Below are 19,117 nucleotides of genomic sequence, written 5' to 3'. Positions count from 1 at the left end.
AATGAGAATATTAATTATATTATCCATTATTTTATGTTCATTATCGATAAGAGCTGATCTTGAGTATGTTGATAATGACATATATAACTATAATGGTGGAAGAAATGAAAACGGTTGCTTAGAAGTTTATGATCCATACGAAAAATTTAACCGTAAAGTGTTTGTATTTAATTCTGTGTTAGATTATATAATATTGCGTCCTTTAGCAATAGGTTATAAGAACATCACGAATGATTACGTAAAAGCACGCATTAATAGTTTCGTCAGTAATGTCGATACACCGCTTACGGCGGTAAATTACGGGCTTCAGTTAAATTACGATAAAACTATGAAAAGCGTTTGGCGGTTTCTCATTAACACGACGCTTGGCATAGGCGGTTTATTTGACGTGGCAGGTAAAGTAGGTTTGCCGTCTGATCGTCAAACTTTCGGTAGTACCCTAGCACATTATGGAGTTGCTCCAGGTCCTTATTTAGTATTGCCGATAATCGGTAGTACTAACGCAAGAGATATGATGGATTCGGTAATTACTAGTTATGCTCTTAATCCATTAATGTACTACACTCATAATGATTTTGACTTAGGAGTACTAGCAGTTAGTAAAATAAACGATCGATATGTTGTATTACCGTTTAGTGATTATGTGATGAAGAATTCTACCGATCCTTATGTGGCTACTAAATCAGCATTACATCGTGCTCGTGAAGCATCGGTTCAATATCCTGAAAATTTTAAATGTCCTAAACCCAAGAATTAATGAAATTTAAAGAGGATTATATGCAAAAAATTATTACAGGTTTATTTTTATTAGTTATGACGTTTTCCGCGTATTCTAATGAAAAAGTGCCTGCCGGTTTGAACAGTTACGTTACTAATTTAGTAAATGAAGCTTCTAGTATATTAAACAATGGTAAGGTATCTGAGCGAGTAAAAATTGCTAAAGCACGTGAGTTAATGTCTCAGAACCTAGATTTTGATTGGATGGCTAAATATACATTAGGCAGAAATGGGATAAAAACTTTATCAGGTGGGCAGGTTCAGGAATTCATCAAAGTTTACTCTAAATATGTTACTAAATCTTATACTGATTTAATAAAAGATTATAAAGGCAAACAGCCTAAAATAGTAGGAGTTCGTCCTTTAAGCTCGACCGATTTTATGGTTGCTATGAATATCATTAGTAATAAAGAGCAAGACCCTATTAAAGTAGAATATCTTGTACGTGAAATGAAAGGAAACGGAAAAGATGTTTTTAAAGTTTCTGATATAATTACGGAAGGTGTAAGTCTTATTGGAGCTCAACAAGACGAGTTTACCGATACTTTAAAAAATCAAGGCTTTGAGGCACTAATACAAAAATTAGCAAGTCGTTCTTAAGCTTATTTCACTGTCATCTTAAATCGTCATTGTGAGGAGGTATTGTTGCATAGACACCTAGTCGTCATTGCGAGGACATTGCATAGCAATTGACGAAGCAATCTCAGGAGTTTGTTATTATTGCATGAGATTGCCACGCAGTCTACGACTGCTCGCGATGACGATTAGATATCCACGCAACAAAGCCCGCTCGCTAATAGCGTTAAACAACATAAATCACTCACATGAAAATCTTAGCAGGCAGTAGTAATAAGTTACTCGCAACGCGTTTAGCTATAGCATTAAATATTAAATATATTGAGCCGAAAATTACCTATTTTAATGATTCCGAAATAAAAGTAGAAATTCAAAAGTCATTTCATAATGAAGATATAATCATAGTACAATCCACATCAAAACCCGTTAATGATCGCTTAATTGAGCTGTTTTTACTAGTAGATGCAGCAAAAAAAGCGGGAGCAAATCGAATAATTTTAGTAATGCCTTATTTTGGTTATGCAAGGCAAGATAATATAAATTCTCAAAATATAATTCCTGCTAAGTTAATAGCAGATTTTTTAGAGAAACTCGGAGTAAACCATGCAATTATTATTGATTTACACTCCAATAAAATAGAGAAATTTTTTAATATTCCTGTTTCTAATCTTGAACCTATAAATTTATATATCCCGTTTTTAAGAACTTATAGCAATTTCGTTATAGTTGCACCTGATAAAGGCAGTATCAATCGAGTGCAAAAAATTAGTAATTTACTAAATATAGATTCAGCTTATATAAACAAAGCAAGGGATATAAATAATAATTGCGAGATGATATCAATAACAGGTAGTGTAGAGGGCAAAAATTGCATATTAATTGATGATATTATAGATAGTGGAGAAACAATCGTAAAAGCAGCGAGATTTTTAAAAGAACATTCGGCTTTATCGGTTAGTGCTTTTATAACTCATGCAGTGCTTTCTGTCGGTTCTAAAAATTCGATATTAGACCTCTTAGAGAACGAAGCTAACAAAGAGGAATTTGTAGGAAACATGGAACGCAGCGCCGCAGCGTACACACTAGTACGTGAGGATGCGAGTACTGGATTGACGTACAAATTACCTTTAGAAGCAAGTTATGCAAGAGGTCTAATAGACAATATTTTTATCACAGATACTATAGAAGCAAGTGACTTATCTACAAAATTTCATATAATACCTGTATTGCCTATCATCGTAAAAGAGTTAATAAATATACTACTATGAGCTTGTGTACTGTAGAAATAAATCTATCTACAATAAAAAATAATTACTTTTTATTACAAGATATTTGCAAAACCTCATTAGTCGGTGCTGCCGTTAAAGCTAACGGTTACGGTCTTGGAGCAGTACAAATTTCTAAAGCTTTAATAGAAGAAAATTGTAGGCATTTTTTTGTGGCCTCAAGTGAAGAAGGAGTGAATTTACGCAACGCTTTAGGATTAGATGTTAATATTTTAGTTCTTAACGGCGTTTTTGCACATGATGCTTTAGAGCTGATAGAATATAATTTAACACCTGTCCTAAATAACTTAAAACAAATAGAAATTTGGCAAAAATTTAGTAATTTGCAAAACCGATTATTGCCTTGTTATTTACATTTCAATACGGGGATTAATCGTCTTGGCCTAAGCTCTGATGAGATAGAGCAGCTAATTAATGATCGTGATTTGTTAAAAGGGCTAGATTTACAATATATTATAAGCCATCTAGCTATATCCGAGGAAATCGATAATCCTTATAATCTAGAACAATTAAACAGATTTAAAGCTTATTTACAATATTTCCCAAACGTCAAAGCCAGCCTTGCTAATTCCGGCGGCATATTTTTAGGACAGGATTACCATTTTGATTTAGCAAGACCGGGGGCAGCCTTATACGGTCTTAATCCCTTAACAAAGAATCCCGTAACCTTAAAAGCTCCTATAATTCACTTACAGAATTTGACACTAGATAGCCATATCGGTTATAATATGACTTTTACAACTAAGCGTGATAGTGTCATTGCAACGTTACCGCTTGGTTATGCCGATGGGTTTAGTCGTAATTTTAGCAATCAAGGCGAAGTATTTATTAACAGTCGCAGTGTTCCTATAGTAGGGCGAGTATCGATGGATTTAATAAATATCGATGTTACCGATCTACCACCGTCCGAGATTTTTCTAGGGCAGGAAGCGGAAATTATCGGAAATTATTGCACGCCCGATAAAATAGCGAGTATTATAGGTACTATCGGGTATGAGGTATTAACTAACCTTGGTAGTAGATATAAAAGAAAGTATATCTGGTAGATATCTGTGTCATACCGTGGCTTGACCACGATATCCAGAAAAAGATTAAAAAAGACTGGATCCCACGATCAAGTCGCGGGATGACATTAGAGGTTACTGGATTCCTGCTTTCGCAGAAATGACATAGCGTACTTAAATTAAAGAGAAAAAATACAAATGTTATTAAATATAGCTAATTCGGTCGGTAAACGTACTATAAAGTTTGCACAAAGTGTAGGTAGTTTTTCTCTATTTAGCTTTGCTGCCGTTAGCAGTATCATAAGACCGCCTTTATATTTGAGTTTAATCATCAGACAATTATTATTTATCGGGTTTCACTCGCTTCCAGTTGTTGCGATGACGACTTTTTTCTCAGGGGCGGTACTGGCATTACAGAGCTATACCGGTTTTTCCCGTTTCTCAGCTGAAAGCTCTATTGCAACGGTAGTAGTATTGTCGCTGACTAGAGAGCTTGGACCTGTCTTAGCCGGACTAATGGTAGCGGGAAGAGTTGGGGCATCAATCGCCGCCGAAATAGCCACAATGAGAGTAACGGAGCAGGTAGATGCTTTATATACTTTATCTACCGATCCTATTAAATATTTAGTTTTTCCAAGAGTAATAACAGCTATTATTGCAATGCCTTGTCTTGTTTTAATCGGGGATATAATTGGTGTTATGGGCGGTTATTTGGTAGGGGTATATAAACTTGATTTTAATAGTGCAGCTTATTTAACCAGTACTTTTCAGTATTTAGAACCGATTGACATAATTTCCGGTCTTGTTAAAGCGGGAGTTTTTGGGTTTATTATTTCTATAATAAGTTGCTATAGCGGCTATTATTCAGGTAAAGGGGCTAAGGGAGTTGGAAGAGCAACTACCTTGGCAGTAGTGAATTCTTCTATCCTTATCTTAATCAGTAATTATTTAATAACCGAATTATTTTTTAAAGTATAGGTATACTCGTTTAATTTGGAAAATTTGGTTTTGTTGTTTATTTGGAGTATGCATGAGTGTAGAAGAATTTAAAATTAAAATTCGGTCATTATATAAATCATTTGCTAATCATAAGGTGTTAGACGGAATAGATTTGGATGTAAAAAAGGGCAGTTCATTAGTTATTTTAGGTAGTTCCGGTAGCGGCAAATCGGTTCTAATTAAAAATATAGTAGGATTGATTAAACCTGATAAAGGTAAAATTTTTATTGATAATGTAGAAATCCAAGATATCTCAAGTAAACAAAAATTTGAGATTATGGACAGCATAGGTTTTTTATTCCAAGGCGGAGCATTATTTGACTCCTTAAATATACGTGATAATATTACTTTCGAGACTAAAAAATTATCTAAGAAAGAAAAAAACGACCTTGCCGGTGCAAAGCTTAATTCCGTTGGTTTATCTCCTAGAATACTCGAGCTTTACCCTGCTGAATTATCGGGAGGAATGCAAAAAAGAGTAGCCCTTGCTAGGGCTATTTGTAGTACACCGTCGATTTTATTTCTTGATGAACCGACCACAGGGCTTGATCCTATCATGGCAAATGTTATCAACGAATTAATTATAAAAATTCAAGAAGAGTTAGGGGCAACTACGATTACTATAACTCATGATATGATTAGTGCCGCAAAAATAGCTAAAGAAGTAGCTATGATTTATCAAGGAAAAATTAAATGGTACGGTAGTACAGATGAAATGCGTAATAGTGATAATCCTTATTTAAAACAATTTATAAATGGATTAACTACTGGGCCTATAGAGGTATAAAATGTTTAAGAACTTAGTATGTATAATAATATTTCTAGGTATAAATCTAAATGTTTATGCTATAAATTCTAGCTCTTATACGATAGATGATATAATAAAAATAGTAATTATTCTTGGAATAGTTATTTTATATCGGTACTATGTTAGGTTTGGCTTATGCCTATTTCACGTATAAATACATCTTACCTATCTTTATTTCTTCACTAAATTAAAATGGACCATAAAGATAAATATTGCTATTAGTGACGCCTCACACCTCAGCTATTTTCTCTTCTAATAGTATCAATTTAATATTCTACAATTAATCTAAAGCTCTAACCCCCCCCCCCGTGATAGCCATCTAATTCAAAAGAATTGGATTTTTACATGCATCTAAACCTATTATATTAATCATATTAGTATTATTATCAATACCATTTAAAATAGTATCTCCCAAGTAAGATGATTCAGGCGAATCATTACCTCCAATTATTCGTACTTTTATTAAATCTTGTTCTATCAATTCATTATGATTAAAGTCAGTAATTAATTGCTCTAACTGTTGTGAATTAATATTGCTAGCTAATGCTATTTTATTTAATTTTACGGAAAAGAAACTACAGGCAATCTCTGCATTTAAATCTTTAGTATAAATTACTAAATCATCATTTACATCAAAAATTTTATATTCTTGTGAGTTAATTTCAATTTGCATAGTTTATTTACTTTGTTGATTATTTTTGTGTAAAGCAATATTTTTATTGCGAAGAGTATAGCTAGGTGCAGCTATTTTTGTCTTAGTACCTATATTTTTTTAATATCTTATCACTTGTTAAGTTTAATTTTGGTTCATTTTTTGTTTTATTACTACTAAAAATATTTATGAACAAATCTTTTATTTTTTGTACACTTTTTTGTATCCAGGATTTTTTAATATTACTATCTTGTTGATAGGTAGAATGAGTGAGTGCTAATGTTTTATTAATTTCTGAACGTACACTTTCCAACGGATTTAAATTGTTAGATAATAAATAATCAGTTTTAGCTATTAAATTATTTACAATTTTTGTTTGTTCTTGATCATTTAGATTCAATTCGTGAACTCGATTACTAATATTTGTAGTTACTACATTTTTTACTAATGTTGAATTAGTTTTTTGAATTTCCTCTGCTACTTTAGTAAGTGGTCTTGATATTTGATTAGATTGCCATGTGTCCATAGAATTAGGATTTTGATTAGATCCTAATAAGTATTGCTGAATAATATGTTTTTGTTGGATTTCATTTAAAGAGCGATTAGGTATATTTTTAGTTAAATCAAAAGCTTTATAAAGTGCAGGAGTATTACTCCCTATACTTAAATGTACTTGTCTAGCAGCGGTTGTTTTATCCTCTCTACCCGGAACAGTTACCTGTTATTGGATCAAATATAATTTCTGATGGAGCTCCCTTGTCTTCTATATCTGTAGATTTTATATTTACGTTAGAATGGTTATTTAATTCTTGTGTTACTTTATGAATATTACCATCTGATACCGCAATTGATACTGCAGATCTATCACACCCTCCTACTAAATAAGCTTCTAATTTAGTATTAGGAGGAAAGTTACTTATTACATCATGTGTTAAAGAACTAGCATCAATAAATCTGTCAACATGGGCTAATGCAGTTTTTTTAGTTAATGGATCATGTAAAATTACAGCAACACATTGTTGAATGTTATCAGTGCCTATCTTTTATCAGAAAACCAACTTTATGCTGTTCCACACGAACAGCTTCATAATCAACTATACCTTGCTGTAACGAGTAAGCATATGCATACTGCGCTATATTGTGAATTTTCTTTACGGTTTTGAGTTTTATAAGCAGTTCCTAAAGCTAAGCTTGCCATTAATTCTTTAGCTTGGTCCATTGTTAGCTTGGCTTTTTATTAAAATTGCTTCTTGCTTTTTAATAAATTTATCTAATGTTCCTTGTTGTTGATGTGCAGTGACTAATTCTTTGTATGCATTTTCTACATTATAATATTGCTTTGCTTCAAAAGAATTCTCTATGCTATCTTGAAATTTTTGAATAGCATTATCAAACATTCCCAGCTGTTCGTCCTATCATAGTATTAATATAGGAAAGAAAATTACTGTCAGTTTGACCTATAGCAATTTGTTCAGCTTGTTGTAGTCGTTTAAGAGCAACAAGATGATTGCCTTTGCTATATAATTTTAATCCTTCATTATACAAAAAAGCTGCTTGATTATGATCAATTTGCTCCTTTGTACTTAATGGTTTTGGAGTAAGATTACTAATATATTCAGGAAAACTTGAAGGCAACTCTCCTAATTTTTTAATTAGTCCGGTGATATTACCTTGAACTGGCTTCCCATTAATAAGCATAGATTTATAATAGTTTAATTAATTTATATTTTTATATAAAACTCTGTTATTTAATAAAAATCAAGCATTAGCTAATACTTAGCTACAAAATAATTATCTCTTGACACTAGGGGAGTATTGCTTTATATCTTTTATCTATTGTATATACTCATATACTCGGTGAACTTCAAAATTGGCTATGTCGTTCTACAACAAGATCTGTGGTGCTCACGTATTAAGTATACGCTCCGCTCCTCGGCTTGTAAACTTTAGCTCTTTTTGAAGTTGATCTTCGTATATGACTCTTCATTTACTTGAAGTATATTTTATAAGTTTTAAGGTATTTAGCTTATGTCTCGTAAGTGCGAACTCACAGGTGTGGGTGTTTTATACGGCAACAATGTATCACATTCTCAGCGTAAAACTAGAAGACGTTTTGAACCTAATCTAAGATCGGTTAAGTTTACAAGTGATATAACAGCCGGGAAATATAGATTATCGGTCAATGCTAGATGTATTAGTTCAGTGGAAAAAGCCGGGGGTTTTGATGCATATATTCTAAAAGCCGATGATAATGTTTTATCAAGTAACGCTAGAGCTATTAAGCAAAAAATAATTCAGACTAAAACGGCAAAATCATTATGAAAAGCGGTATACATCCAGAATATAAAAAGTTTTTGATTAAAGTAGGAAGCGATGTTTTTGAAACAATGTCTACTCATCCTACAGGTGAAATTTTAATGGATGTTGATTTTAGAAAGCATCCGGCATGGAATAAAGATTTCGGAAATGTAGTAAATCAATCGAACAAAAGTGTTAGTGATTTCAATAAAAGGTTCTCAGGTCTTTCTTTCGGTAGTAAGAAAGAAGCTAGCTAGGCTTTGTTTGTGGATAACAAATTGTCATTGCGAGCAGGCATTGTTGCGTGGATCGGTTTCATCGTCATTGCAAGGGAATTGTATAGCAATTGGTGAAGCAATCCAGTAAACAATTCTGAATTGCCGTGCAGTCTAAGACTACTCGGTGTCTACGCAAGAGTGACACTAACAATATTCACGTAGTATTGGACTAAGTCAAAATATAACACAGATAAATTGTCAATTCTCAATTATTGCGGGGTGGAGCAGCTCGGTAGCTCGTCAGGCTCATAACCTGAAGGTCGTTGGTTCAAATCCAGCCCCCGCTACCATATTTTTTAATGTTATGCCTAGCTCACTTATAGCGTTATTGAAGTCTGCTGATACCATTCCTAACTCAGTGTTGTTGCATGGTTTGGTTTTCCTATCATTGCGAGAAGGTATTATTGCGTGGTATTCACGCGGGCAATGCCTAATTACATCCAATACGAAAGCAAATTATGGCTACTCAGAAAATAGTGCCTACAAAATCAACTGATGGCAGTAAGCTTTTTCGTCATCAAGCTAAATTTGTAGCCGGTGCTATGAATATAAATCAAATCCCCAATTTTTCATTACCGGAAATTGCTTTTGTTGGTAAGTCAAATGTCGGCAAATCAAGCCTAATAAACACGATATGTAATAATAAAAATCTTGCTAAAGTTTCTAATACTCCAGGGCGTACTAGGCAAATCAATTTCTTTAACCTTGCAGATAAACTTATTATAGTTGACCTTCCCGGTTATGGTTTTGCTAATGTTCCTATATCAGTCAAAGAGCAGTGGGGAGTGTTAATTAGTTATTATTTACGAAATAGTTATAATTTAAGGTTAGTTAACTTATTGATTGATTCAAGAAGGGGTATAAAAGAAAATGATAAGAAAGTAGCTGATCTATTACTTGCAAATAAAAGAGAATTTCAAATTATTTTCACAAAATCCGATAAAGTTACGGATCATAAAAACCTTAACGATGAAGCACAGAATTTTCTTGCAACTTTAAACTACTCATGTAATGTTATGTATGTAAGTAGTAGGATTAAAGAAGGTGCAAGAGAACTTAAAGCTAGTTTGGCAAAATGCATCAAACCTCAAAAATAAAGAGGTAGATAGTATTTCTTCATTAAATAACATTGCTATAATTAAGAATTATAATAAAGTGTAGTAGTGAGTTGAAGAATCAAGCAATAGTTCTAAAATTATCTGCTACTATTATTATTGATGATAAATTATTTACGACTTTTATTGAATCTGTTAGATTGCTTGAGATGTGCGGTGCTAAAATATATATAGTACATGATCATATTGATTTACGAAGTTCGTCTTTAATATCACAAATAGATGAAAATTTTAGTCAAAAAATTAGTAAAATAAGCGACTATAGTTCTCTAAATAATCCTATTATTATGGAAATTTTATCCAGTTACGTTAACAAGCTTATAGTAACAAAGTTAAGTAGTATAGGTTGTTATGCAGTTGGTATTTCAGGTAAGGATGCTAATTTACTGCAAGCAAAAAAATCAAAACTATCTCACCGAAAAATTGTAAATCATGATGTTATAAATATTGGTTTTTTAAGCGAGCCTATTATTAATCCAGAAATTTTATTAAATTTTGCAGATAATAATATTATACCCGTGGTAGCACCGTTTGCGAGCGACGATCAGGAGAAAACGCACTTATTAAATGTTAACTTAACGGTAGCAACAATTGCTTCTGCATTAAGTGCAGAACATTTAATATTGCCATATGAGATATTACAGGTATCCAAGACATTGCCGTATAATATAAAAATACAAGATATTAACTTGTTGAAATCCATGTTAGATGATAGTAATAATTTCATCGAAGAAGCATTAATTAAGATAGCAGTTAATGCCCTTGAAAATAATAACGGTTAAGTACATTTTGTGAATAGTGAAGCACCGAATTCAATATTGTCAACTATGTTTGATATTAATATAAATTAATAGAGGTTTTTTATGGCAGGAGCATTAGCATCCGATCTTTTATTTGTAGGGTTAACTAGACCACCGATGATATTTGGAGTAAGTATTAAGTTTGCTGCATTAAATATGATAATGACGATGATAGTATTCATTTGGAATAACGGCATTATGATTTTATTCATTGCAGCTGCTTTGCATTTTGTAGCTTATATTATATGTTTTAAAGAACCGAGATTCATAGAGCTATATTTAAATAAAATGTCAAGAACTAGCCAATGTCCTAATAAATTTTACTACGGAGCAAATTCGTATAATATTTGAGTTTTATGTCATGCCCGCGTAGGCGGGAATCCAGTAACATTTAATGTCATACCGCGTCTTGATCACGGTATCTTAGGACACACAGTCTGTGATACAAGATCCCGTGGTCGTAGCCACGGGATGACAACAAAAAATCTGGGTTCCCGCCTACGCGGGCATGACATAAAAAGAGATATAACTGACACAATAAATCAAAATAGTTAAATCAGGTGAGGTAATGAAGTTATTTAGAACTAGAGCAGCTAAAGAATTAAGGTCTAAACAAGAAATACCCACTTCACATTTTATTCCTTATAAATGTCATTGGGATAGTAATACTATTTTAACAAAAGATAATTCTTTATTACAAGTTATTAAAATAAATGGATTTTCTTTTGAAACTGCTGATGATGAAGATCTAGACATTAAAAAGAATATCAGAAATGCCTTACTTAAAAATATGGCTTCGGGAAATATCATTATGTATTTCCATACTATTCGAAGACGTAAAGCAGTAATATTTGACGATACGGAATTTACTTATGATCCTACCGTAAAAGTCCCTAATGATTTTATTACTTATTTAGGTGCAGAATGGCGTAAGAAACATGCTGGGGCTAGGTCGTTTTTTAACGAATTATATGTTAGTATTTTATATAAGCCTGATACTAGCGGTGTTGCTATAGTTGAGTATTTTCTAAAGAAGCTTAGACAGAAATCTAATAAAACCGTTTGGGAAAACGACATGAAAGAGATGAAAGACAATCTTCAAGAAATGTCAACTAGAGTGGTTAATACATTCAGAAGTTACGGAGCAAGATTACTTGGAGTTCGTCAAACGCAGTCAGGTAGTTATTGTGAAATTTTAGAATTCCTTTCATCTTTAATCAATTGCGGCGATTCACCGGGTCCTATAGCATTACCGCGTGGTACTATTGACGAATATTTACCGACGCATCGCTTATTTTTTGATTCTCGTACTATTGAAGCAAGAAGTCCGCTTGGCAAGAAATATGCCGGAATGATCAGTATACTTGAATACGGTCCTAATACTTCGGCAGGAATTTTTGACGGATTTCTGCAAATGCCTTTTGAATTTGTTATGACGCAAAGCTTTGTCTTTGTTAATAGAACAGTAGCGATCGGTAAAATGCAATTACAGCAAAATAGAATGATACAATCCGGTGATAAAGCTACTTCACAAATTGTTGAAATTAATACGGCCCTTGATATGGCCACTAGCGGTGATATCGCTTTCGGTGAGCATCATTTATCGCTTTTATGTTCCGCAAATAATATTAAAGCTTTGGAAGATATATTGTCAATGGCAGCAGTTGAGCTTTCTAATTCAGGAATTCAGCCGGTTAGAGAAAAAGTTAACATGGAACCTAGCTATTGGGGACAGTTGCCGGGAAATATGGATTATATAGTGCGTAAATCCACTATAAATACTCTTAATATGGCTAGCTTTGCCTCACAACATAATTATCCGCTCGGTAAAATTAGAGATAACCATTGGGGAGAATATGTCACAGTATTTGATACTACTTCAGGTACACCGTTTTATTTTAATTTCCATGTAAGGGATGTTGGACATACTCTCATTATCGGCCCAACCGGTGCCGGTAAAACAGTTCTTATGAATTTCTTATGTGCTGAAGCACAAAAATTCAAGCCTCGTATGTTCTTTTTTGATAAAGATCGAGGAGCAGAAATATTTATACGTGCTTTAAACGGAGTTTACACAGTAATTGATCCGGGTTTAAAATGCAGCTTTAACCCTTTACAGCTTGAAGATACTAGTGAGAATAGAACATTTATTTTAGAGTGGCTTCGCGTGCTTGTAACTTCTAACGGTGAAAGTTTAACTGCACAAGATAATAAAATCTTATCTCAAGCGGTAAGCGGTAATTTTAGATTAGAAAAAAAAGACAGAAGGCTTAGTAATGTTATAGCATTTCTTGGTATTGATACACCAAATAGTTTGGCAAGTAGGATTGCAATGTGGGTCGGTAAAGGTTCACACGCTAAGCTATTTGACAATGACATAGATGATATTGATTTACAAAAAGCAAGAGTATTCGGTTTTGATATGACTGAATTACTTAAAGATCCTGTAAGCCTTGCACCGGTATTACTATATATTTTCCATCGTATTAATATCTCTTTAGATGGGCAGAAAACTATGATAGTACTTGATGAAGCATGGGCTTTAATCGATAATCCGGTATTTGCACCTAAGATCAAAGATTGGTTAAAAGTGTTGAGAAAATTAAATACTTTTGTTATATTTGCTACGCAGAGTGTTGAAGATGCCGCAAAAAGTAGCATTAGTGATACGTTGATTCAACAAACAGCTACGCAGATTTTTTTACCTAATTTGAAAGCTACGGATATTTATCGTAGTGCATTTATGTTAAGTCAGCGAGAATATATTTTAATTAAAACTACCGACCCTACTACACGTTATTTTTTAATAAAACAAGGAATAGATGCCGTAGTTGCAAAAGTTAGCTTAGATGGTATGGATAACATAATCAGTGTTTTATCCGGTAGAGTTGAAACTGTAATATTGCTCGATCAAATTAGAGAGAAACACGGCAATGATCCGGATAAATGGTTACCTATATTTTATGAAGCAGTTAAAACATTATAGATTCCTGTCTGTCATCCCACAGCTTGACTGCGGGATCTTGTCTCACAGACTGTATTCTGAGATCCCGTGGACAAGCCACGGGATGACATTTGTACAATGCGAGGCAAGTAACTAGTTATGAAGTTATTTCCTCGTAGTATAATTATAACATTAGTATTAAGCTTTGCCCTAAATTTAGGATTAGTTACTAAAACTCATGCTAAAGATACTCTTGATAGCATTGTAGATATTTTGAGTGGCTTAACTTGCGAAACTCAAGGCGTAGGCAATTTGCTGCGTACTGAATTTTCTCATACATGTATTGTTGCTCCGTTCTTTACTTTTGCGGTAATGAATCTTGTCTCTCCCGTTTTATACATGAATACGTTTTTAAAGCTTAAAATAAACGACAGTGATTTATTTAACGATAGTAATTTTGGGAATTTCCCCGGAGGTCAATGTACTCGTGAAAACAGAATTGATCCTAAAAATCCAGAATTACGCTTTGCTTTATGTAATAATACTAAATTAATTGTATCTCGGGCAAAATCTGTTGCAGAATCGGCACTTGCTATTGCTAAAGCTGTCTTAACAGGGCGCGACCCTTGGGATGATATAAAGAAAGCGTGGACAAATAAAAAAAAGGAATATCATGTTCCATATAGTGGTAAGCCTGGTGATGACGGTTTTGCAGTTGATGTAGGCTTTCCTGTAATATATTGGAAAGTTATTCAAGATAAAGATAGAATATGCGTATCGACAAAAGGATTTACAGGAGACGTGCCCGTCGGCTGTAAATATATGAAAGAGCCGTTTCCAAAATCCATGTATAATAGCTTTATGGATGTAGCAGATAAGGATTTTATTGGGGATCCAAATGAAACTCCTACCGATCCTTTAGCTTTAGTTTCCTGTAGTGCAGCGGGTGATGGATGTTATCAAAAAGCTTATAATGCTTCAAAAACTGCAGTAGTCATGACTTCTCCTCTTATAGAATGTATGAGGCAAATGATTGCTAGATTACTAATTAGTAAAGATGTTTGTAGTTTTGATAATGTAAGCCAAGTGGTTAATTTGGCTTCAAGGCAAGATAGTACATTCTTTCAGTTTCAAGTAGGAATGTATAAAATAGTTACGGCTTTTCTAACTTTATATGTTATGTTTTTTGGCTTTAAACTATTACTTGCAGGTGAAGTACCGCCAAAAAGTGAGTATATAAATTTTATATTGAAAATGATATTCGTAACTTATTTTTCAATAGGAATTAATATAACCCCTGGTAATGGTTCTCCGTATGACCGGTTAGACGGCATGATTCAGTGGGCGTTTCCTTTCTTACTTGACGGTATAAACGGTTTAGCAAGTTGGGTTATGAATGCTGCTCCGTCCGGTTTATGTAAATTTAACAATCTTTCTTATGACGGTACCGTTTCTTATATTGCATTATGGGATGCATTAGATTGTAGGGTAGCTCATTATTTAGGGCTTGATATATTATCTACGTTACTCGTCGAAAATGCTTATCGCAGTCATGATTTTTTAAATTTTGATTTCTTTAGTTTTAGTGCCCCACCATATATTTATTTGCTAATTCCGGCGATAATCTCCGGTAATATGATGTTGGTGTCACTTGCTCTTTCTTATCCGTTACTTGTGATTTCGGTTGCTGCCTTTATGGTTAATGCAACGATTATGTGTATGATATCTATAGTAATACTCGGTATTTTAGCTCCTCTTTTTGTACCTATGTTTTTATTCGCATATACAAGAAATTATTTTGATAGCTGGGTTAAACTAATGATCTCGTTCTTGCTACAACCTATGGTAGTAGTTACTTTTATGATCACGATGTTTTCGGTATATGATTATGCTTTCTACGGTAAATGTCAATATAAGAGCAAGTTAATTCACAATAGTATAGAAGACAAAATTCAAGGTGGCATTACTTCTAAGAGGGATGTTTTAATATTTTACATTAATAATGATTGGGATGATACGTCACAATATCCTGATAAAGATGCCGTAGAAAGCTGTCAAAATAGTTTAGGTTATATGTTAAATAACCCTATTACCACGGCATTTAACTTTGCAAAAGATAGTGTAAGTGAAATTGTCGATAGTAAACCGGGTAATACCCCTACCGATAAATTTCTTGCTAAATTCCAGTTTTTATCGGGCGTAGTTTTGGGTCCCGGAATGTTTTTCACGTCTCCAAAAGTGCTTTTTGAGAAAATTAAAAATATTTTGCTTGCGTTAGTTACGGCATGTTTTACATTGTATTTGATGTATAATTTTAGTAGTCAGCTAGCTGAATTTGCTGCAGATATGACGGAAGGAGTAGCTCTTAATAATGTTGCTATAAAACCGCAAGCAATATTTAAGGCAGCTATGGCAGCACTTGTTACTGCGGGTGCTGCAACTAAGGGGAGCGATCAGATAGCAAGTAGAGGAGGAGTTGGTGATTTAAAAGCTAGTCAAGGTGGAGGAGCCAGTGATTTAGAGGTAGGGAAAGGTGGACTACCAAATGATAATATTGCTGCAAGCGGAGGTACGTCGGCACCCGCGGTAACAACGCCGATAGCTTCGTCTTCTGTAGCAACTTCTAACCCAAAAACTGTAAGTAGTGAAGCAAGATCAGATGTTGTTACTCCTCCTCCTGCTCCTACAGAAGCTGTTTCACCACCGCCTGCTAGTATTAGAACTTCTATTTCTACACCTGCACCACAAAGTAATATTGAAGCTGAAAGTGTTGAAAAAATCATAAGCGATAATAATCAAGAAAGTAAAAAAGAGATTGATAATACTCCGCCTTCACAGAAAAAAGTTGATAATGCAGTTCCACAAGAAAAAGTTGACAGCACAAGTAAAGGTACAGGAGTAATTGATTATAGTTTTAACTTACAGAAACATGATAATCCGACAGGAGTAAAGCAAATACGGGAAAATGCAGAGATTCGTGATAAACGTGCAGAAGTAGAGAAAGCGTGGAACGAATTAGTAGCAAGCGGGGGAGAAAGAATAAGAGACCAGCAAGGCGAAGAAACATCGGAACAACATGCGAATGCAGAAAAGAAATGGAATGAATTAGTCGATAGCGGTGTAGTAACTGAGATAAGAGAAAGGGATAATAGTGTCACTCATAAATTTGATAAATTAGCTGATGAACTTAATAAGTCAGAAAAGGCACAGGTAGAAGAAAATAAAAATATAGAAAACGACAGAAAAGAAGATAATACTACTACGTCACCGCAAGAAAAAGTTGACAGTACAAGTAAGGGGTCAGGAGTAATTGATTATAGTTTTAACTTAAAGGAACATGATAATCCGACAGGAGTAAAACAGATACGGGAAAATGCAGAGATTCGAGATAAACGTGTAAAAGTAGAAAAAGCATGGAATGAACTAGTAGCAAGCGGAGGAGGAAGAGTAAGAGAACAAGAAGGAGGAGAAATATCAGAACGACGTGCAAATGCTGAAAAGGCATGGGATGAGCTAGTAAAAAGCGGCGTAGTAACAGAAAAAAAAGATAATAGTTCTAATGAAAACTCTTAAAACCTTAAAAATATTTATTATAGTTTGTATAGCATCTGTAAGCTTAGCTAGCTTTGCCGGCTTTGGAGAATCATGTTCTAGTTTACCGACTACTTCAGATGGGTATTTAGAAACGGACACGGCATATGGCTATATAATTCGTAATATTGATATGAAAGATCCGAGAGGTAATTGTAACTCGGTTGCGTCTAGTATAACGTTTTGTTTTAAAAATGTAGAAGGTAGTAGTAGCCCTTGCACCATGTATACTTTAAATGAAGGTGACTCTAAAAAGATTAGTGATTTAAGTACCGATAATAATCCTGATCTTGGAGCAAATCCTGTATTAAAGAATATCGTTTTAACGGTTAAAAAATGGGATAATGATCTATGTTTAGTTATGCCTACGTCAAGGGGACCGATGCCGGTAGCATGTAAATCTTTGAGTGCTACACCGACTCCACCTCCTCCTGAGGATGAGAATTGTAATATAGGAAAAAGTTGCTATACGGGAGCAAATTATAGTCAATCGTTAATTAATTTTTCCGGTCTTGCGGTTCAGTGTTTGAGCGAAACGCTTAATAAAATATTTTTTGCTGGAAAGAGTTGTAGTGCTCAAGATCAAAATTCTAGAATAACTAATCTTGCTGCTTTTTCTACGTTTCAAGGTTATTTAAAGAGAATTATAAGTGCGGCATTAATCCTTTATACTATGTTTTTTGCCTTTAATATGGCTCTAAATACAGAATATGCAAGTACTGCAAAAATAGCTCTTTTTGTAATAAAATTCTTATTTGTTGCTTATTTTTCTATCGGTCTTGGACCTTTAGATTTTAGCGGCGGTCAGCCGACAAAAGAAAACGGTATGTTAAAATATGGATTACCTCTTTTGACAGGAGCAGCACCGGACTTTGCACAGATGATCTTTAATGCAGCAGGTTCTAGAGGATTATGTCAATTTGATAATTCAAAGTATAAGGACGGTTATAAATTTTACGGTTTATGGGACGCGATTGATTGCCGTATAGGTTATTATCTTGGCTTGGATTTACTTTATAATATAGATAAGAATGGAGTGTTAGGGAATGTGGTCGGCAATGGTTCCCGTGGTAATAATACACCTATACCTAATTTTGATCCTGACGGCAAAAATGACAGACCGAAGGATTTAAGTAAAGCAGGAGCACTTAGATTTTTTACCGTTATGTTTGGATTCTTTATGGCCGGAAACGTTATTATATTTGCAGCAGGTTTAGTATTTTCTGTAATATTTTTATCTATACTTTTATATTTTATTACGCATTATTTAGTTTGCATGATTACTATTTACGTTATGACATATATTTCTCCTATATTCATTCCTATGGCTCTATTTACTCGTACAAAAGCTTATTTTGATGGGTGGCTAAAAGTATGTATTTCATGTGCATTGCAGCCGGCAGTAGTAGCAGGTTTTATAGCTTTATTAATAACTATGTATGATTCCGCAATATTTAAAAATTGTGAATTCCTTAGATATGATTATGAAAAAGGGGATATTAGATTTAGTACTTTTGAGTTAAGGCTTCCTGTCGGCGGGGCAGATAAATGTCAGGAAAGTTTTGGATATAAAATGTTAAAATATTATGCAGGTGAAGGTTGGGAAGAGCATTTATTGATACTTTTTCCAATAAAATCAATTGTTAGAGATGTTGTATCTATTTTAGCGGAACTTTTATGCGTATTAGTATTTTCGGTTATTTTTTATTACTTCTCTAAATCTATAGGGCGATTTGCTTCTGATTTAACTAATGGTCCTAATATGGATACAGTAACGGCAAGCCCAACTAAAATCGTTGATTCAGTAAAGAAAGGAGCAGCTTTCCTTAAGGATGTTGCTATGGCTGCGCAAGGTAAGCCGCCGGTAGGAGATAAGCCGGATGTTGGAGGTAAGCGTAAAGAGGGAGAGCAGCAAGGCGGGGATTCAGAAAGCGGCACAGGTGAAGGATTAGCTGATTTAGCAAGCGGTTCGGGTGGAGGTAAATGATA

The 19,117-nt window shown here is 33.9% G+C and carries 16 protein-coding genes, 1 tRNA gene and 4 pseudogenes; 16 read left to right on the top strand and 5 right to left on the bottom strand.

The window, feature by feature from the left end; all coding sequences use genetic code 11:
* Position 1: 1 nt before the first annotated feature.
* The 7 genes and pseudogenes from A3305_RS03660 to A3305_RS03625 all read left to right on the top strand — a co-directional run bounded on the left by A3305_RS03660 (position 2) and on the right by A3305_RS03625 (position 5,641).
* Positions 2-757 (top strand): VacJ family lipoprotein, encoded by a 756-nt coding sequence (locus tag A3305_RS03660; protein WP_041860557.1) that lies wholly within the window; start codon positions 2-4, stop codon positions 755-757.
* A 20-nt stretch (positions 758-777) separates the two neighbouring features.
* Positions 778-1,377 carry a phospholipid-binding protein MlaC gene (locus A3305_RS03655; protein ID WP_014391800.1) on the top strand — a complete coding sequence of 200 codons (600 nt, stop codon included), beginning with the start codon at positions 778-780 and terminating at the stop codon, positions 1,375-1,377.
* A 224-nt stretch (positions 1,378-1,601) separates the two neighbouring features.
* Complete coding sequence (gene prs / locus A3305_RS03645; RefSeq protein ID WP_014391799.1) at positions 1,602-2,621, top strand: ribose-phosphate diphosphokinase; 1,020 nt, start codon at positions 1,602-1,604, stop codon at positions 2,619-2,621.
* Positions 2,618-3,685: an alanine racemase gene (locus tag A3305_RS03640; RefSeq protein ID WP_014391798.1), complete on the top strand. Its 1,068-nt coding sequence runs from the start codon at positions 2,618-2,620 to the stop codon at positions 3,683-3,685. Before prs ends, A3305_RS03640 begins: the two co-directional genes overlap by 4 nt.
* A 156-nt stretch (positions 3,686-3,841) precedes the next feature.
* Positions 3,842-4,621, top strand: a complete 780-nt coding sequence (locus A3305_RS03635) for an MlaE family ABC transporter permease (protein WP_014391797.1) — start codon at positions 3,842-3,844, stop codon at positions 4,619-4,621.
* Positions 4,622-4,673: 52 nt separating this feature from the next.
* Positions 4,674-5,429, top strand: a complete 756-nt coding sequence (locus A3305_RS03630; protein ID WP_014391796.1) for an ABC transporter ATP-binding protein — start codon at positions 4,674-4,676, stop codon at positions 5,427-5,429.
* Between the two features lies 1 nt (position 5,430).
* Positions 5,431-5,641: pseudogene (locus tag A3305_RS03625) on the top strand (DUF5510 family protein).
* 102 nt (positions 5,642-5,743) lie between these two features.
* Here A3305_RS03625 and A3305_RS11805 read toward each other — a convergent pair.
* The 5 genes and pseudogenes from A3305_RS11805 to A3305_RS09490 all read right to left on the bottom strand — a co-directional run bounded on the left by A3305_RS11805 (position 5,744) and on the right by A3305_RS09490 (position 7,800).
* Positions 5,744-5,931 (bottom strand): annotated as a pseudogene (locus A3305_RS11805) (hypothetical protein).
* Positions 5,932-6,205: 274 nt separating this feature from the next.
* Complete coding sequence (locus A3305_RS03615) at positions 6,206-6,628, bottom strand: hypothetical protein (protein WP_014391794.1); 423 nt, start codon at positions 6,626-6,628, stop codon at positions 6,206-6,208.
* Between the two features lie 175 nt (positions 6,629-6,803).
* Positions 6,804-7,300, bottom strand: a pseudogene (locus tag A3305_RS03610) (hypothetical protein).
* A gap of 7 nt (positions 7,301-7,307) precedes the next feature.
* Positions 7,308-7,499 (bottom strand): hypothetical protein, encoded by a 192-nt coding sequence (locus A3305_RS03605; RefSeq protein WP_041860480.1) that lies wholly within the window; start codon positions 7,497-7,499, stop codon positions 7,308-7,310.
* Positions 7,492-7,800, bottom strand: a complete 309-nt coding sequence (locus A3305_RS09490) for a hypothetical protein (RefSeq protein WP_167884954.1) — start codon at positions 7,798-7,800, stop codon at positions 7,492-7,494. Before A3305_RS09490 ends, A3305_RS03605 begins: the two co-directional genes overlap by 8 nt.
* Before the next feature lie 330 nt (positions 7,801-8,130).
* On the opposite strand from A3305_RS09490, the gene rpmB reads away from it, so the two are divergent.
* The 9 genes and pseudogenes from rpmB to A3305_RS03560 all read left to right on the top strand — a co-directional run bounded on the left by rpmB (position 8,131) and on the right by A3305_RS03560 (position 19,115).
* Positions 8,131-8,424, top strand: a complete 294-nt coding sequence (gene rpmB, locus A3305_RS03600) for a 50S ribosomal protein L28 (RefSeq protein ID WP_014391793.1) — start codon at positions 8,131-8,133, stop codon at positions 8,422-8,424.
* Positions 8,421-8,657 carry a 50S ribosomal protein L31 gene (gene rpmE / locus A3305_RS03595; protein ID WP_014364392.1) on the top strand — a complete coding sequence of 79 codons (237 nt, stop codon included), beginning with the start codon at positions 8,421-8,423 and terminating at the stop codon, positions 8,655-8,657. The genes rpmB and rpmE overlap by 4 nt, the downstream gene beginning before the upstream one ends.
* A gap of 234 nt (positions 8,658-8,891) precedes the next feature.
* Positions 8,892-8,968 (top strand) — tRNA-Met (locus A3305_RS03590).
* Positions 8,969-9,136: 168 nt separating this feature from the next.
* Positions 9,137-9,775, top strand: a complete 639-nt coding sequence (gene yihA / locus A3305_RS03585; protein ID WP_014391792.1) for a ribosome biogenesis GTP-binding protein YihA/YsxC — start codon at positions 9,137-9,139, stop codon at positions 9,773-9,775.
* A pseudogene (locus A3305_RS03580) lies at positions 9,723-10,644 on the top strand (acetylglutamate kinase). The gene yihA and the pseudogene A3305_RS03580 overlap by 53 nt, the downstream one beginning before the upstream one ends.
* Positions 10,645-10,656: 12 nt before the next feature.
* The gene (locus A3305_RS03575; protein ID WP_014391790.1) at positions 10,657-10,944 is read left to right on the top strand and encodes a type IV secretion system protein VirB3; all 288 of its coding nucleotides are present in this window, start codon (positions 10,657-10,659) and stop codon (positions 10,942-10,944) included.
* 217 nt (positions 10,945-11,161) lie between these two features.
* A complete protein-coding gene (locus tag A3305_RS03570) occupies positions 11,162-13,579 on the top strand; it encodes a VirB4 family type IV secretion/conjugal transfer ATPase (RefSeq protein ID WP_014391789.1) in 2,418 nt (805 codons plus the stop codon).
* Positions 13,580-13,696: 117 nt separating this feature from the next.
* Positions 13,697-17,110: a type IV secretion system protein gene (locus A3305_RS03565; RefSeq protein WP_014391788.1), complete on the top strand. Its 3,414-nt coding sequence runs from the start codon at positions 13,697-13,699 to the stop codon at positions 17,108-17,110.
* Positions 17,097-19,115: a type IV secretion system protein gene (locus A3305_RS03560; protein WP_014391787.1), complete on the top strand. Its 2,019-nt coding sequence runs from the start codon at positions 17,097-17,099 to the stop codon at positions 19,113-19,115. Before A3305_RS03565 ends, A3305_RS03560 begins: the two co-directional genes overlap by 14 nt.
* Positions 19,116-19,117: the final 2 nt, after the last annotated feature.

Origin of the sequence: Rickettsia amblyommatis (assembly GCF_002078335.1) — a bacterium.
Classification (GTDB): Bacteria; Pseudomonadota; Alphaproteobacteria; order Rickettsiales; family Rickettsiaceae; genus Rickettsia; species Rickettsia rickettsii.
The sequence above is the reverse complement of the archived record's forward strand: the minus strand, read 5'-3'. Positions and strand labels throughout refer to the sequence as shown.

Coding starts and splice junctions, on each gene's coding strand:
- A3305_RS03660 (WP_041860557.1), top strand. CDS start 2: ATGAGAATATTAATTATATTATCCATTATTTTATGTTCATTATCGATA.
- A3305_RS03605 (WP_041860480.1), bottom strand. CDS start 7,499: ATGTTTGATAATGCTATTCAAAAATTTCAAGATAGCATAGAGAATTCT.
- A3305_RS03560 (WP_014391787.1), top strand. CDS start 17,097: ATGAAAACTCTTAAAACCTTAAAAATATTTATTATAGTTTGTATAGCA.
- A3305_RS09490 (WP_167884954.1), bottom strand. CDS start 7,800: ATGCTTATTAATGGGAAGCCAGTTCAAGGTAATATCACCGGACTAATT.
- A3305_RS03575 (WP_014391790.1), top strand. CDS start 10,657: ATGGCAGGAGCATTAGCATCCGATCTTTTATTTGTAGGGTTAACTAGA.
- rpmB (WP_014391793.1), top strand. CDS start 8,131: ATGTCTCGTAAGTGCGAACTCACAGGTGTGGGTGTTTTATACGGCAAC.
- rpmE (WP_014364392.1), top strand. CDS start 8,421: ATGAAAAGCGGTATACATCCAGAATATAAAAAGTTTTTGATTAAAGTA.
- A3305_RS03635 (WP_014391797.1), top strand. CDS start 3,842: ATGTTATTAAATATAGCTAATTCGGTCGGTAAACGTACTATAAAGTTT.
- A3305_RS03565 (WP_014391788.1), top strand. CDS start 13,697: ATGAAGTTATTTCCTCGTAGTATAATTATAACATTAGTATTAAGCTTT.
- prs (WP_014391799.1), top strand. CDS start 1,602: ATGAAAATCTTAGCAGGCAGTAGTAATAAGTTACTCGCAACGCGTTTA.
- A3305_RS03655 (WP_014391800.1), top strand. CDS start 778: ATGCAAAAAATTATTACAGGTTTATTTTTATTAGTTATGACGTTTTCC.
- A3305_RS03640 (WP_014391798.1), top strand. CDS start 2,618: ATGAGCTTGTGTACTGTAGAAATAAATCTATCTACAATAAAAAATAAT.
- A3305_RS03630 (WP_014391796.1), top strand. CDS start 4,674: ATGAGTGTAGAAGAATTTAAAATTAAAATTCGGTCATTATATAAATCA.
- yihA (WP_014391792.1), top strand. CDS start 9,137: ATGGCTACTCAGAAAATAGTGCCTACAAAATCAACTGATGGCAGTAAG.
- A3305_RS03615 (WP_014391794.1), bottom strand. CDS start 6,628: ATGGACACATGGCAATCTAATCAAATATCAAGACCACTTACTAAAGTA.
- A3305_RS03570 (WP_014391789.1), top strand. CDS start 11,162: ATGAAGTTATTTAGAACTAGAGCAGCTAAAGAATTAAGGTCTAAACAA.